Origin of the sequence: Lysinibacillus sp. S1, from assembly GCF_044986265.1 — a bacterium.
Classification (GTDB): domain Bacteria; phylum Bacillota; class Bacilli; order Bacillales_A; family Planococcaceae; genus Lysinibacillus; species Lysinibacillus capsici.
In genome coordinates this window covers 1,449,856-1,463,323 of the sequence record NZ_CP173154.1, presented here as the reverse complement: position 1 = coordinate 1,463,323, position 13,468 = coordinate 1,449,856, and the positions used below count along the sequence as shown (strand labels likewise).

Here is a 13,468-nt window from a genome sequence, read left to right as displayed (position 1 = left end):
TGTTTATGGCWATGAAGCYARSGCKTAAACGTTTAGGGGATTTACTGGTGGAATCAGGTGTTATCACAGCTGACCAGCTTGAGTACGCATTAACTACTAAGATGAAAAATGAGAAGCTTGGAGATTTCCTTATCAAAGAAAATTTCTTAACAGAGCAGCAGCTTATTGAAGTCTTAGAATTCCAGCTTGGTATCCCTCATATCAGTCTGAATCAGTTTTCAATTAGTCCCGAATTATTACAGCTAATTCCAGCGGAGCTGGCAAAGCGGACAAATATTATGCCGATTCGCAAAGAGAAAAATAAATTGTTTATTGCAATGGAAGACCCGATGGATTATTTCGCCATTGAGGAAGTTCGTATGACGACAGGCTGTCAAATCGAGACAAGTATTGCGGCAAAAGATGATTTATATCGGACGATAACAAAATACTATGATTTACAGGAATCAATGGATGCGGCAATGTTGGATTTGGCTGCCACAAGTACGGAAACACAAGAGGAAATAGAGAATGAGGATTCACCTATTGTTCGTTTAGTGAATCAAATTATTGCGAATGGTGTCGCACAGCGCGCTAGTGATATCCATTTTGATCCGCAAGAAACAGAGCTTCGTGTCCGCTATCGGGTAGATGGTGTGCTACGTACTGAGCGATCCTTGCCAAAGCACATGCAAAACGTCGTATTGGCGCGTATTAAAATTATGGGGAATTTAAATATTACAGAAAATCGTATTCCGCAGGATGGACGTATTAAAACCAATGTTAATTTTAGACCTGTCGATATCCGTTTAGCTACACTACCAACAGTTTATGGTGAAAAGGTAGTTATGCGTATTTTAGATTTAACTAATTCAGCCAATGATATTGATAAATTAGGCTTTAGTGCAAGTAATGAAGCACTTTTCAGGAAAATGATAGCCCATCCAAACGGTATGATGCTGATTACTGGACCAACAGGCTCAGGTAAGTCCTCTACGTTATATGCGGCCCTTTCTCATTTAAATGAAGAAGGCGTCAACATAATTACGGTTGAGGACCCAGTGGAATATCAGTTAGATGGTATCAATCAGATTCAAGTAAAAGAGGAAGTCGGCTTAACATTTGCGGTAGGGTTACGCTCAATTTTACGACAGGACCCCGACATTGTAATGGTAGGGGAAATTCGTGATCTTGAAACAGCTCAAATTGCTATCCGTGCTTCACTAACAGGCCATTTAGTATTAAGTACACTGCATACTAACAGTGCCATCGAATCTATCTCACGGCTCCATGACATGGGGATCGAGCCATTTTTATTATCCTCTTCCCTTGTAGGAATCATGGCGCAACGTCTTGTACGAAAAGTTTGTCGTGATTGTGCTGAACCATATATATTCACTTCTCGTTCACTATCAATACTTGAGAAGCAGGGGGTGGAAGGCAAATCACATGGTAAAAAAGGGCGTGGATGTCCTGCCTGCAATCAAACAGGCTACAGAGGACGTATGGCGATTCATGAAATCCTCCCTGTTGATCGCCAAATAAAGGATATGATTTTAAATCGTGTTGGTGATCGCGTCCTCCGTGATTATATGAAAGAAAAAGGCTACCATACCCTATTAGTGGATGGATTACAAAAGGTTGTAGCAGGCCAAACAACCACTTCAGAAATATTACGTGTTGCAAGTGCAGACTAGGGGTGAAAAAAATGACAGCATATTCAATCGTTGAATTATTAACACGTGCATTTGAAGAAAAAGCATCTGATCTTCATTTAACAAAAGGTATTCCACCAGTATATCGTATCCATGGGCAACTAGAGCATTACGGCACAATCCCACTTGAAACAGAGGATTTGAAGGCAATGGTAAAGGTCATTCTTCCTGTCCATAAACAACAGGAATTTGAGGATAAGGGAGAAACGGACTTTAACTTTTCATTGCCTGGGAAATGTCGATTCCGTGTCAATGCATACCATCAGCGAAATGAAGTGACGATTGCAGCTCGTTTAATTGAGGCTAAAATTCCTTCTATTGAAGCACTCAATATGCCACAGGTGTTATATAAGCTTGCGGAAAAACCACAAGGCTTAATTTTAGTAACTGGCCCAACAGGCTCAGGGAAATCAACTACCTTGGCAGCAATGATAGATCACATCAATGAAACAAGATCTAAACATATTATTACGTTAGAGGATCCAATTGAATATTTGCATACACATAAGAAGTCTGTCATCAATCAACGTGAGATTGGTGTCGATACAATGAGCTTTGCCAATGGTTTACGTGCATCATTACGTCAAGACCCAGATATTATTTTAGTTGGGGAGATGCGAGATTATGAAACCATTTCAACGGCTATTACGGCTGCTGAAACAGGGCATTTAGTTATGGCTACACTGCATACAAGTAGTGCACCAACGACGATCGACCGTATTATCGATGTATTTCCACCGCATCAGCAGAGTCAAATTCGTGTGCAGCTTGCGAATGTACTACAAGGTATTGTTTCTCAGCGTTTATTTGTACGTAAGGATGTAAAAGGGCGTATTGCTGCGACAGAAATTTTAGTACAGGCACCTGCTATTTCAAATTTAATTCGTAACGAAAAAATTCACCAAATTCCAAGTGTGATGCAGACAAGTAAAGCATTGGGTATGCACACATTGGAGTATTCCATGCAACACCTAATTACCACAGGTAAGATTTCACTAGAGGATGCAAGACCATATATGAACGCTGGTGATTATAGTTGACGATATTTCGTTATAGTGGTCGGACCAAAACAGGAGCACCTAAAAAGGGCATTATCGAGGCACCGAATAAAAAGGTAGCCATGGAAAAGCTTCGAGCACAAGGAATTAATGCACGAGAACTTCAGGAGTCAAATAGCATTTTACATAAAGATATTGCTTTTGGGACAAAAGTAAAGCACCAGGAATTTGTTATTTATTGTCGACAATATGCGACATTAATTCGTGCTGGCGTTCCCGTTGTTGAAGCGACCCATATTTTGGGTGAGCAAACACGGAGTAAACCACTAAAGCGAGCATTGATGCAGGTTGAAGAGGATATTCGAAATGGGATGGCATTTTCAGATGCAGCAGGTAAACATCCAAAAGTGTTTCCATTGCTATTTGTCAATATGATGCGTGCTGGTGAGGCTACAGGAAACGTCGACGATACATTAGATCGCCTTGCAAGCACACTAGAGAAGCAATATAACATTAAGAAAAAAATTCAATCTGCTATGACCTATCCAGCGATATTATCGCTTTTAACACTGGTGGTTGGTATGTTTTTAATGGTGTTCATTGTGCCAACCTTTATGGATGCATTTAAAGAAATGAATTTGGAAATGCCATTAATAACGGTCATTGTAGTAGGTATTAGTGATTGGCTCATTCAATTTTGGTACCTTGTGATTTTGGGACTATTGGTGTTAGTAGTGGGCTTACACTATTTCTATAAAAATAATAAAGAGTTTCATTATGCCGTCAATGTATTTTTACTGCGTATGCCAATCTTTGGACAGTTGTTGCAAAAGGATATTATCGCGAGAATGACAAGAACCTTGTCAACACTCTTTAGCAGCTCCGTGCCAATTCTACAAGCCTTAACAATTGTCGAAAAGGTTGGCGGTAATCCAGTAATGGGTAAAGTAGTACTGGAAGCCCGCGATAATTTAGAAAAGGGTGGCACATTATCAGAGCCACTTGAAAAAAGCTGGCTATTTCCACCGCTTGTTACACAAATGACATCAATTGGTGAGAAAACAGGGTCCTTGGATTACATGCTTGAAAAGATAGCTGACTTTTATGAAGAAGAAGTAAATCGTGCCGTCGATACAATGAAGTCACTTATCGAGCCTTTAATGATTGTGGTATTGGCCTTAGTTGTAGGAGTCATTGTAGCGGCTATATTCTTACCAATGTTCCAACTATATGAAAATATGTAATATTTACAATGTTTATATGGATGCCCGTTTGTTCCGCTTAATGGAAAATATCTACTTAGATTTGCTAACAAAAGGAAGCGGAAAGTAGGTATCTTCACGTTTAAGTATTAAAGGAGAGACTGGACATGGGAAATAGGCTAAAGAACGAAAGGGGCTTGACCTTAGTCGAGCTTTTGGCAGTCATTGTTATTCTAGCTATCGTTGCTGCCATTGCAGTTCCTGCTATAGGTAATGTCATTGATAATTCACGTTATAAGGCATTAAAGGCAGATGCTATCAATGTCATTCATGCCGCACAGTTTTATTTTATGGAGCATCCAACCGCTGATAAATGGCAAATCGTCAACGTGAGTGACCTAGTATCAGGAGGTTATTTAGACAGTGCGGGTAAAATATTAGAGGCAGATAAAGAAGGTCAGAATGCCAATATTCAATTTATCGAGGGCACCTACTATTTTAATGCGCATGCGATTTATTACAGCAATGGAAAATATATTAATTTTGATAATGCCACCTTACAGCATATTGCAGACGATATTCGCAAGGGCAGTACAGGAAGCGGTGGCAAATGTATTGGGCGAGATTGTGCAGCTTCGCCATAATGTTCAGAAGCTCGTGTACACACACTTCATATAAAACTATTAAGGAGGATTTCATTATGTTTAAAAAATGGAAAAATAAAAAACTATTGAAAAATGAGAAAGGTTTAACATTAGTTGAACTATTAGCTGTAATTGTTATCCTAGCAATTATCGCAGCGATCGCTGTACCTGCAATTGGTAATATTATTAATAAGTCCAAGGACCGTGCAATTTTAGCAGAAGCATCAAATATTCTAGCTGGGGCAAAGATTGCTTATATTGATGGTGCATGTGGAAAGACTACTCCAGATAATAAGTGTGACAAAGGAGAATTAGAAGAGTTTGTAGATGGCATTGAGTTAGGTGATAATGATGAAGTAGAGTATAATGAAACTGATAAAAAATGGATAATATCATATGCTAGATTTTCTGAAATTAAAACAGCGGGTCTAAAAGTTGCCGAAAGCAGTAGTAATACTTCGATAGATGAAGCGGAACTTAATAAAAAATTAAAAAGTGCAGGAATAGACAAAGAAGAGACTGATTAATCAGTCCTCCCCACTCACTCAGAAACGCAAATTTTCTTGCGTTTCTGGCTGGGAAATGGATGACTAATTGAAAAAATCATTTATACTGAATAGGATAAGGAGGTCTTTTCACATGTTTAAGAGAAAAAGAAAGTCGCATGTTTCGATTGAACTGAAGGATTATGTGCTACGTGCGATTGTGGCGAAAGGACCAGAGCCTAATCAGTGGCAGGGCTATGAATACCCTTTAGCAGCTGGAATCGTTGAAAATGGAACTATAATCGATGAGGTAGCTCTTTTTGAGGTGATTAAAGAGCAAGTAATGAAATGGACAGGGAAAAAACAGGCTGTTCGTATGTTTGTCCCTGATACGACGGTTCTATTAAAAAACTTTGAGCACCCTAAAGATGTAAAGCCTCAGGAATTAAGAGGATATGCTGAAATGGAATTGGGACATTCTATTCATTTACCATTTCAAGATCCTTTAATTGATGTGTATGATGCAGATGCCGAGGATGGCAAGGCTATCTTATTTGCTGCGCCTTCTGAAGAGATTACGAAACTGGTAGGGATGCTGTTAGATGTTTCATTAGAACCCGAAGCTGCCGATATTCGTGCGCTTTGTAATATACGCTTATTAGAGCACATGTCCTTATTAATGCCTAATAAAACATATTTAATTGCAGAATGGTCGATTAATGAACTCTCTATCAGTATTTTTTCCAATGGCCAAGTGGAGTTTTTGCGCTATCAAACCATTGAAGTAGATATGACGCAATGGCTGGGGAAGAAAGAGAATGAGTTTAGCTATCAATTTATTTATAATGGCGAATCAGAGAATTATCAAATGGTCGTAATGGATCAGGTTCTAGAGATTGATCGGATGATGAATTTCTTTAAGTTTTCTTTACATAAAGGTGAAAAAACAGTGGATGAAATTATCATGCTTGGAGATAACCCACTATTGAAATCAATTGGGAACTTACTCGCTTCTAATTTAGAACCACCACTAAGGGTTGTCGATGGGGAAAAAATTGAGRAATCGTTTCCTCGCTTTAAGCGAGAATTTTCAACGTTGCTTGGCTTAGCTTTGAAGGAGGTTCGTTAATGGTTCCAGATATAAACCTCTTACCACAACTTGAAAAAAGAACAACCTCTCCCAAGCTTTTTTATAGCTTGGTGATTGTCATTGTGGGACTTATTATAGCTTATTTACTTTTTTTATTTTTTACATCCAAAAGTGAATTGTCACGATTGACTGCAGAGGAACAGGCATTAACAACACAGCTTGATCAATTGCAGCAAGAGCTAGACGCACGACAAAATGTCGATCAGGGTTCGTTGGAAGAGTCAGTAACTTTTATTCAAAGCGTTTCTTATCCTGTAACACCGTTAATTGATGAAACAAAAACTTTATTACCAACTCATTCCTATTTACGTAGCTATGTTTTCGGAGAGAACTCGGTGAATATTGAAGTGGATTTTGAAACGATGACAGATATATCGAAATATGTGGAGCGACTTTTAATGAGTAGCTATTTTACAGATGCTCAAATTAACACTGTCTCAAACTTTGAAATAGAGCTAGGTGAACAAAGGGTGTTAACACCCCAACAAAAATTTAAAGAAGTACCGCGATATTCAGTGTCCATTACAGCGACAATCGATTTTATGTATTTAGCTGGAGGACGACGTTCATGAATAAATTAACGAGTAGTAAAAATTCATCTATGATCTTGTTACTGGCGCTGATAGCTGCTATTTTATTTGCGCTGTATTATTATTTGCTTTCACCAAAATTGGATKWWGTGARYKAMAMAGAKRSYAMWGWRKTSYASGWDMAGMVHGAMTTMGCYAGBGTCAAADAACAACTAACACAATTAGACAAAGAGCAGGGACAGCCTACTATCAATATATTAGCCTTAAGACAAAAGCTACCTGCAACAAGAGCCGTTGAAAAGATTATTCTTGATTTAGCTGAGATTGAAGAGGTGACAGGAACTCGTATACTGTCTTTAACTGTTCAAGGTGAGGACGGCACTGTGACACCTTCAGATGTATCGAATGATCTTAATATGTTGGAGCAGGCTGAAGCAGAGGTCAATGGTGATCAGGAGAACAAGGAGACTACTACACCGATTGCATCTCTTTCGAAGGACTCTTTACCAACTAATTTAAAGCTTGTTACTTTTATATTAGAGGTGGGTGCGCTTGATTTTAATTCTCTTGAAAGCTTTTTACAGGAGGTTGAACAATTAGAGCGTGTCATGAAAACCGATAAGATTGAATTTAAATTGCCTGGAGAGCAGGCACAGCTTGAGAAAGATGCAGATCTTACGTTAAAGGCAACAGTGCAAGTGACAACGTTCTATTACGAAGAACAACAATAACTTTATTGATAGGCGCACCATACTGCATTTGTATGGGCGCCTATTGGTTTAGGAGGACATAAAATTGGAAATGGCTTATACGATCTTTATTTTTTTATTTGGACTTGTCTTTGGCTCTTTTTATAATGTAGTTGGCTTACGTGTACCACAGAAGGAGTCGATTGTACATCCTCCTTCACATTGTCCAAAATGTCAGAGACGACTGACGGCGCTTGATTTAGTACCAGTTTTGTCTTATGTATTGTTAGGAGGAAAATGTCGTGGTTGTGGCAATAAAATTTCTTGGGTTTACCCAGTCATAGAATTAATGACAGGTGTATTATTTSCCTTTGCTTATGGGCAGTTAGGCTGGGGCATAGAATTGATAGTAGCACTCTTTTTTATCTCCTTATTAGTTATTATCGTTGTATCAGATTTAGCCTATATGCTAATTCCAGATAAGGTGTTAGTATTCTTTTTACCTGTGCTAGCTATTGGACGAGTGCTGTCACCATTAACACCGTGGTGGGACTCTCTTGTGGGTGCTGTGGTTGGTTTTGGCATATTATATATCATTGCTGTGCTATCAAACGGTGGCATGGGTGGAGGCGATATTAAATTATTCTTTTTAATTGGTCTCGTTCTGGGTACGATTGATACACTGTTAACGCTATTTTTAGCTGCAGTTATTGGTATGATTGTCGGGATTACCATGTTATCGAAAAACAAACAGGGGAGAAAAACACCCATTCCGTTTGGGCCATCTATTGCATTGGCCGCAGTTATTGTTTATTTCTATGGCGATGTATTAATTAATTGGTATCTAGGCTTTTGGTAATTGTGCAATTTTCAAGAATTTGGAGGGAAGCAAGTGAAACCGATTATTGGTATTACAGCCTTTGTTGAGGATGATTTATCCTCTCGATTAAATGCTGCTTACAGTAAAAGCATCATTGAAGCAGGTGGAATTCCACTGATTATTCCAATTGGAGTAGAAGAAGAGGCGGCCCAGATTTTAGCCCTTACAGACGGTTTATTATTATCTGGTGGTCATGATGTGCACCCATTTCTATTCGGGGCTGAGCCTTCATTAAAGCTTGGAAAAATTCATCCAGCGCGAGATACGATTGAGTTAGCATTGATTGAAGCCGCATTCCAACGTAAGATGCCTATTTTCGGGATCTGTCGAGGAATTCAAATACTAAATGTTGCATTAGGTGGTACCTTATATCAGGATATTGATAGTGATCACTTTAGTACCAAGTTACTCCAACATATGCAGCAATCAGGTCGAGCTGTAGCTACCCATTCTGTACAGGTTATTGCTGACAATCTATTAGCGACTATCGTTGAACAAGAGAAAATAGCAGTGAATTCATTTCATCATCAAGCGGTGAATGTTTTAGCAGAAAAATTAAAAGTAGCGGCAAAATCTAACGACGGTATTATCGAAGCGGTAGTTCATGAGGAGATGCCATTTTGCTTAGCTGTTCAGTGGCATCCTGAGGAACTAGCCATAGCAGGAGATGAGAGTGCTCAAAAGCTATTTTCAGCCTTTATTGAAGCGAGCTTAAAATTTAAGAAGGAAGCTTAGAAGAGGCATTGTACAAAGAATCCAATCGTATGTGGATTCTTTTTTTGCGTAAAAAAGAGGATACATGCTCTTAGAAGGAACATAATCCTCAAAATCTGCTTTAATCGTTAATGTACACGTCTGTAAAGACCTACAACTTGTCCTAAAATAGAAACTTGATCGACTATAATTGGTTCCATAGAAGAATTTTCAGGCTGTAAACGGAAATGGTTTTTCTCTTTAAAGAAACGTTTTACAGTTGCTTCATCCTCAGCTGTCATAGCTACAACAATATCCCCATTATTAGCTGTTGCCTTTTGTTTTACAATGACTAAATCTCCATCTAAAATCCCAGCTTCAATCATTGATTCCCCCATGATTTCTAGCATGAACAATTGATCTTCACTTGTGCCATACGTATCGGGTAATGGGAAGTATTCTTCAATATTTTCAATTGCTGTAATTGGAGAACCAGCTGTAACCTTCCCGACAAGTGGGACATGGATCACCTGTTGTTTTTGAATGGATTCTTCAGGCTCTAAAATTTCAATTGCGCGTGGCTTTGTTGGATCTCGACGAATAAAGCCTTTTTGTTCTAATCGAGCTAAATGTCCATGAACAGTTGAACTGGAAGCAAGTCCAACTGCTTCACCAATTTCACGTACTGATGGTGGATATCCTTTAGCTCGTACCTCTTCCTTAATGAAAGCTAAAATGTCCTCTTGTCTTTTCGAAACTTTTTTCATGAGTGCTCACCTCTTTTTTCTAAAATCATTCTTCTTATTTGATAGTATAACAGAATGCGAACATGTATGCAAACATAGGTTCGAAAAGTGTTTGACAAAAACGTTTGTTCGCTTTATTATGGGAACATACATTCCGAACAAACATTCTTAAAAAGGGGTAATGATTATGACATGGTTTAAGAAAAACACACATATCTCAATTTTAATAGGAGCTTGTTTATTATTTGCAGCATACCTTTACATTACTGATCCAGGAAAAGTTAGTTACGCAGAAATTCAAATCGAACATGGGGATAGCTTGTGGTCGTTAGCCGAGCAATATCGTGGTAAGATGAGTACTGATGATTGGATAAAGCTTGTAAAAACTGAAAATGAACTAGCAGATATTAAAATTGTAGCGGGAAAATCTCTAGTTATTCCTGTAGTGAGTGATCAAGCCAGTCCCATCAATACTATCGAAATTGCRAGAAATGAACAATGATAAATAATCAACTATCGGCTGTTGTCTATTGTCGCGTAAGTACTGAAAAAGAAACACAAAGCTCCTCATTAGAGCGCCAGCAGGAAGAGTTGCTGCGCTATGCTAAAGAGCAAGGCTATGCGGTGAAGGGCGTGTTTAAAGATCAACATAGTGGCTATGATGTAGAACGTGAAGGCTTGCTAGAAATGCTTGATTTTATAAAAGATAAGAACATTAATGCTCTTTTTGTCCAAGATGAAACTCGTTTAGGACGAGGCAATGCAAGGATGGCTGTATTACATTTATTACAAAAGTCAGCAACTGATGTTTTTTCTATGCGTGATGCAGGCCCAGTCCAATTAAATGAAATGGATACGATGCTGCTTGAAATTTTAGCGATTGTAGAGGAATATCAACGTAGAATCCATAATGCTAAAATTCGACGAGGTATGCGACGTGCTGTAGAAAACGGTTATCGTCCAGAAAATAATTTATCGAATCGAGGTAATCCGCAGGGGCAGGAGCAAAAMGATCTACCTGTAGACGAAATTGTGAAGCTACGCAAACGTGGATTTACCTTTGAAGAAATTTCTATAACGCTTAGAGGGTTAGGCTTTGAGGTAAGTAAGGCGACAGTACATCGTCGTTTCCAAGAGCACCAAGAAAGATTAGCAGGAAAATAATATTCCTGCTAATTTTTTTTGTAAAAAACTACTGAAGGGAAGAAAAGCTTTCGATGATAACATGATTTGGCAGTTGGAAAGGGTGCTCTTTATTTATTCGGTCATAAAACATGATGCCATTTAAATGATCGATTTCATGCTGTACAACGATGGCCCCGTAGCCCTGTAACTGTATAAGGAGTTCATGTCCATCGATGTCGTAAGCTTTGACTTTAATTCTCTCATATCTCGGTACAAAACCAGGGACAGGTCGATTTACAGATAGACAGCCTTCTCCTTCCGGTAGATAAATCATATTAAGGGAATGACTCATTATTTTAGGGTTAATCAGCATCATTTCTTCGTCATCAAAGAGTACAGCAAACATTCGTTTATCTACGCCAATTTGATTAGCAGAGAGTCCACTTCCAGGGCGAAGCTTATATTTTTTTGCTAGCGTTTGATTTTGGCTATTTTTCAGATATTGCAGCATGGCTAGGAGGGTATTTCGGTCTTCATTGGTCACTGGTCTCGACACTTCTTGAGTTTGTTTTCTTAAAATTGCCGAGTGTTCTTTCACAAAATCCTYYMTTGTAATCATATGGTGGGGGGGGAATTTAGTCGGAGATAAAGAATTTTRTAATATGGCTATTAAGAACMTTAGCAATCTTAAAAGCTAATTCAAGGGTCGGATCATATTTATCATTTTCAATATTATTAATCGTCTGTCTCACAACTCCACATTCTTTTGCAAGAGCAGCTTGTGTTATGCCTAATTTTTTTCTTAAAATTTTGATGATGTTCTTCAGAAAGATCCCTCCATTTTGTCCAAAGTATTAGACATATATCGTAAGATAAGAATTAAAAAATGTCCAACTAGTTGGACATTTTTTGTGTGYSWRACNWWMYASTCAATTGAAGGGGAGAATTGATTTCCGGTGCAGGCTGCTTGCTTTCCTGTGGCACGCTGACGGAACGGAAATCACCCCACAGCCTTGTTAAAAGTTCTCATTCTACTAATGACATCATCTTCAACATGAAATGCCCGATTAATTGATTTGGATTTTAAATCATCACTTAATACCAATTTTCATCAAAATTTAGCTTTAACGCATGCCCGAAACAAATACCGAAAGGAATAAAACCTCTTCCTCTTGCTGTAATGATATTTCCATCTTGTACCACTAGTTCATCTGAATAGTTATGAAGTTCAAAGCACCCTAACTGCTCCATGCCATCTAAAGGTAGTCCTACTGTATATTTTTTGTTCTTTAAGACCCCTGCTTTTGCTAATAGGTAAGGGGAGCTAGAAATACTTGCAATCATTCCTCCTTTTGCAGATAGAAGACGAATGAAGTCTAGTAAGCTCTCTTCAAGTTGTAATGTAGAAATATCCATGCAGCCTGGTAATAGTAGACTATCAATATCGTCAAGCTCTACCTCATTCACGGATAAATCAGCTATACAATTTAAACCAGATTCTCCTCTGATAGGTTTGGTATTCGATCCAAGTGTGATGATGGGTTTACCGCCTTGCATTAATATGGACAAAGCAACACTCAATTCATATTCACTAAATTGTGGGTATAATAACACCGCAGTTTTCTTCATTTCATACACCTCTTACCTTTAGAGTGTTCCATTCTTCCTCTAAAATAGCGTAATAGTATTCATCCCACCAAGTCTCTCCATGAGGAATGCATTTTTTGAAAAATCCTTCTTGGCGCATTCCGATTTTTTCCATGACTCGGTAAGAAGCGATATTTTCTGGCTGGCATGTGGCAATAATTCGATGAAGTTTCATTTTATTAAAGCCGTGATCTAATAGGGCCAGAGCAGCTTCAGAAGCATAGCCATGATTATGATAGGCAGGATTCATAACCCATCCAATTTCATACGTATGGTCGCCAAAGTATTTGTGGAAAACAAGATGACCAATGACTCGCTGTTGTTCACGTAAAACAATGGCGAAATGTTTTGCTTGCTCGTTGCTATTCTCTGTTACGAAATTTTGAACCTGATCTTCATTCAACACACCCTCTGGCATATAGTGCATGACCGTTTTGTCGGACATATAGCTATAAACAGCCTGGCAATCTTGGGCTTCAAATGTTCGAATAAGTAGTCTAGATGTTGTGATGTTCATGATAGCTCCTCCTATTATCTATCAAATTTTTCCTTTTATTATTAGTTATACACCTCTAACTTCTGGAAGTCATGTAAATAATGGCTAAGAAGTGTTTTTAAGGGTTGGTATAACTGCATTTTAAGGGAAACCATGCTATACTTTGCATACTGAGGTCATTAAGCTAGGTACTGAAAGGTGTGTAACCATGTTATCAAAGGAAAAAATTAACCGAATTAATGAATTATCTGCTAAGGCAAAAAGCGGACAATTAACAGAGGAAGAAGCAAAGGAGCGAACAGCGCTTCGCAAGGAGTATTTAGATACGTTTAGAGCAACTATGCGAGATACGATTGAAAACGTTAAAGTGGTAGATGCAGAAGGAAATGATGTAACTCCTGAGAAGGTAAAACAAGCACAAAAAAATAAATTTCTAAATTAATGTGACACAATTCAATAAAGTATGTATGAAAACGTAAATAGTATAAC

17 protein-coding genes and 1 pseudogene are annotated in these 13,468 nt (G+C 38.3%); 13 read left to right on the top strand and 5 right to left on the bottom strand.

Annotation, left to right across the window (positions count from 1 at the left end; all coding sequences use genetic code 11):
- Window positions 1-5 precede the first annotated feature (5 nt).
- From ACHZEU_RS07720 to ACHZEU_RS07675, 10 genes and pseudogenes are all read left to right on the top strand, one after another.
- Entirely contained in the window at window positions 6-1,676 is a 1,671-nt protein-coding gene (locus tag ACHZEU_RS07720) for a GspE/PulE family protein (RefSeq protein ID WP_404804325.1), read from the top strand.
- Window positions 1,677-1,687: 11 nt separating this feature from the next.
- Window positions 1,688-2,734 (top strand): type IV pilus twitching motility protein PilT, encoded by a 1,047-nt coding sequence (locus ACHZEU_RS07715; protein ID WP_048391346.1) that lies wholly within the window; start codon window positions 1,688-1,690, stop codon window positions 2,732-2,734.
- Window positions 2,731-3,936 carry a type II secretion system F family protein gene (locus ACHZEU_RS07710; RefSeq protein ID WP_036080216.1) on the top strand — a complete coding sequence of 402 codons (1,206 nt, stop codon included), beginning with the start codon at window positions 2,731-2,733 and terminating at the stop codon, window positions 3,934-3,936. Before ACHZEU_RS07715 ends, ACHZEU_RS07710 begins: the two co-directional genes overlap by 4 nt.
- Before the next feature lie 125 nt (window positions 3,937-4,061).
- A complete protein-coding gene (locus ACHZEU_RS07705) occupies window positions 4,062-4,538 on the top strand; it encodes a prepilin-type N-terminal cleavage/methylation domain-containing protein (protein WP_279494300.1) in 477 nt (158 codons plus the stop codon).
- Window positions 4,539-4,594: 56 nt separating this feature from the next.
- On the top strand, window positions 4,595-5,065 hold the full coding sequence (locus tag ACHZEU_RS07700) for a prepilin-type N-terminal cleavage/methylation domain-containing protein (protein ID WP_279494301.1): 471 nt from the start codon (window positions 4,595-4,597) through the stop codon (window positions 5,063-5,065).
- 112 nt (window positions 5,066-5,177) lie between these two features.
- The gene (gene pilM, locus ACHZEU_RS07695; protein WP_404804324.1) at window positions 5,178-6,152 is read left to right on the top strand and encodes a type IV pilus biogenesis protein PilM; all 975 of its coding nucleotides are present in this window, start codon (window positions 5,178-5,180) and stop codon (window positions 6,150-6,152) included.
- The gene (locus tag ACHZEU_RS07690) at window positions 6,152-6,745 is read left to right on the top strand and encodes a PilN domain-containing protein (protein WP_048391337.1); all 594 of its coding nucleotides are present in this window, start codon (window positions 6,152-6,154) and stop codon (window positions 6,743-6,745) included. The genes pilM and ACHZEU_RS07690 overlap by 1 nt, the downstream gene beginning before the upstream one ends.
- Window positions 6,742-7,434 (top strand): annotated as a pseudogene (locus ACHZEU_RS07685) (hypothetical protein). The gene ACHZEU_RS07690 and the pseudogene ACHZEU_RS07685 overlap by 4 nt, the downstream one beginning before the upstream one ends.
- A 64-nt stretch (window positions 7,435-7,498) precedes the next feature.
- Window positions 7,499-8,251, top strand: a complete 753-nt coding sequence (locus ACHZEU_RS07680) for a prepilin peptidase (RefSeq protein WP_404804323.1) — start codon at window positions 7,499-7,501, stop codon at window positions 8,249-8,251.
- A 33-nt stretch (window positions 8,252-8,284) separates the two neighbouring features.
- Complete coding sequence (locus ACHZEU_RS07675) at window positions 8,285-9,007, top strand: gamma-glutamyl-gamma-aminobutyrate hydrolase family protein (protein WP_048391332.1); 723 nt, start codon at window positions 8,285-8,287, stop codon at window positions 9,005-9,007.
- A 107-nt stretch (window positions 9,008-9,114) separates the two neighbouring features.
- Here the strand turns inward: ACHZEU_RS07675 and lexA are convergent, their stop codons facing one another.
- Window positions 9,115-9,732 carry a transcriptional repressor LexA gene (gene lexA / locus ACHZEU_RS07670; protein WP_004232118.1) on the bottom strand — a complete coding sequence of 206 codons (618 nt, stop codon included), beginning with the start codon at window positions 9,730-9,732 and terminating at the stop codon, window positions 9,115-9,117.
- A 166-nt stretch (window positions 9,733-9,898) separates the two neighbouring features.
- Between lexA and ACHZEU_RS07665 the strand changes: the two genes are divergently transcribed.
- Together ACHZEU_RS07665 and ACHZEU_RS07660 are read left to right on the top strand one after the other, a co-directional pair.
- Window positions 9,899-10,213, top strand: a complete 315-nt coding sequence (locus tag ACHZEU_RS07665) for a LysM peptidoglycan-binding domain-containing protein (RefSeq protein WP_048391327.1) — start codon at window positions 9,899-9,901, stop codon at window positions 10,211-10,213.
- Complete coding sequence (locus ACHZEU_RS07660; RefSeq protein WP_404804322.1) at window positions 10,210-10,875, top strand: recombinase family protein; 666 nt, start codon at window positions 10,210-10,212, stop codon at window positions 10,873-10,875. The genes ACHZEU_RS07665 and ACHZEU_RS07660 overlap by 4 nt, the downstream gene beginning before the upstream one ends.
- 28 nt (window positions 10,876-10,903) lie before the next feature.
- Here ACHZEU_RS07660 and def read toward each other — a convergent pair whose 3' ends face one another.
- From def to ACHZEU_RS07640, 4 genes are all read right to left on the bottom strand, one after another.
- Window positions 10,904-11,455 carry a peptide deformylase gene (def, locus tag ACHZEU_RS07655; RefSeq protein WP_404804321.1) on the bottom strand — a complete coding sequence of 184 codons (552 nt, stop codon included), beginning with the start codon at window positions 11,453-11,455 and terminating at the stop codon, window positions 10,904-10,906.
- A 16-nt stretch (window positions 11,456-11,471) separates the two neighbouring features.
- Window positions 11,472-11,663: a helix-turn-helix transcriptional regulator gene (locus ACHZEU_RS07650; RefSeq protein ID WP_404804586.1), complete on the bottom strand. Its 192-nt coding sequence runs from the start codon at window positions 11,661-11,663 to the stop codon at window positions 11,472-11,474.
- A 268-nt stretch (window positions 11,664-11,931) separates the two neighbouring features.
- Window positions 11,932-12,465 (bottom strand): DJ-1/PfpI family protein, encoded by a 534-nt coding sequence (locus ACHZEU_RS07645; RefSeq protein WP_048391323.1) that lies wholly within the window; start codon window positions 12,463-12,465, stop codon window positions 11,932-11,934.
- A 1-nt stretch (window position 12,466) separates the two neighbouring features.
- Window positions 12,467-13,000: a GNAT family N-acetyltransferase gene (locus ACHZEU_RS07640; RefSeq protein WP_048391321.1), complete on the bottom strand. Its 534-nt coding sequence runs from the start codon at window positions 12,998-13,000 to the stop codon at window positions 12,467-12,469.
- Between the two features lie 187 nt (window positions 13,001-13,187).
- Here ACHZEU_RS07640 and ACHZEU_RS07635 point away from each other — a divergent pair, with 187 nt between their 5' ends.
- The gene (locus ACHZEU_RS07635) at window positions 13,188-13,421 is read left to right on the top strand and encodes a DUF896 domain-containing protein (protein WP_004232132.1); all 234 of its coding nucleotides are present in this window, start codon (window positions 13,188-13,190) and stop codon (window positions 13,419-13,421) included.
- Window positions 13,422-13,468: the final 47 nt, after the last annotated feature.

Coding starts and splice junctions, on each gene's coding strand:
- ACHZEU_RS07715 (WP_048391346.1), top strand. CDS start 1,688: ATGACAGCATATTCAATCGTTGAATTATTAACACGTGCATTTGAAGAA.
- ACHZEU_RS07705 (WP_279494300.1), top strand. CDS start 4,062: ATGGGAAATAGGCTAAAGAACGAAAGGGGCTTGACCTTAGTCGAGCTT.
- ACHZEU_RS07700 (WP_279494301.1), top strand. CDS start 4,595: ATGTTTAAAAAATGGAAAAATAAAAAACTATTGAAAAATGAGAAAGGT.
- ACHZEU_RS07690 (WP_048391337.1), top strand. CDS start 6,152: ATGGTTCCAGATATAAACCTCTTACCACAACTTGAAAAAAGAACAACC.
- lexA (WP_004232118.1), bottom strand. CDS start 9,732: ATGAAAAAAGTTTCGAAAAGACAAGAGGACATTTTAGCTTTCATTAAG.
- ACHZEU_RS07645 (WP_048391323.1), bottom strand. CDS start 12,465: ATGAAGAAAACTGCGGTGTTATTATACCCACAATTTAGTGAATATGAA.
- ACHZEU_RS07640 (WP_048391321.1), bottom strand. CDS start 13,000: ATGAACATCACAACATCTAGACTACTTATTCGAACATTTGAAGCCCAA.
- ACHZEU_RS07635 (WP_004232132.1), top strand. CDS start 13,188: ATGTTATCAAAGGAAAAAATTAACCGAATTAATGAATTATCTGCTAAG.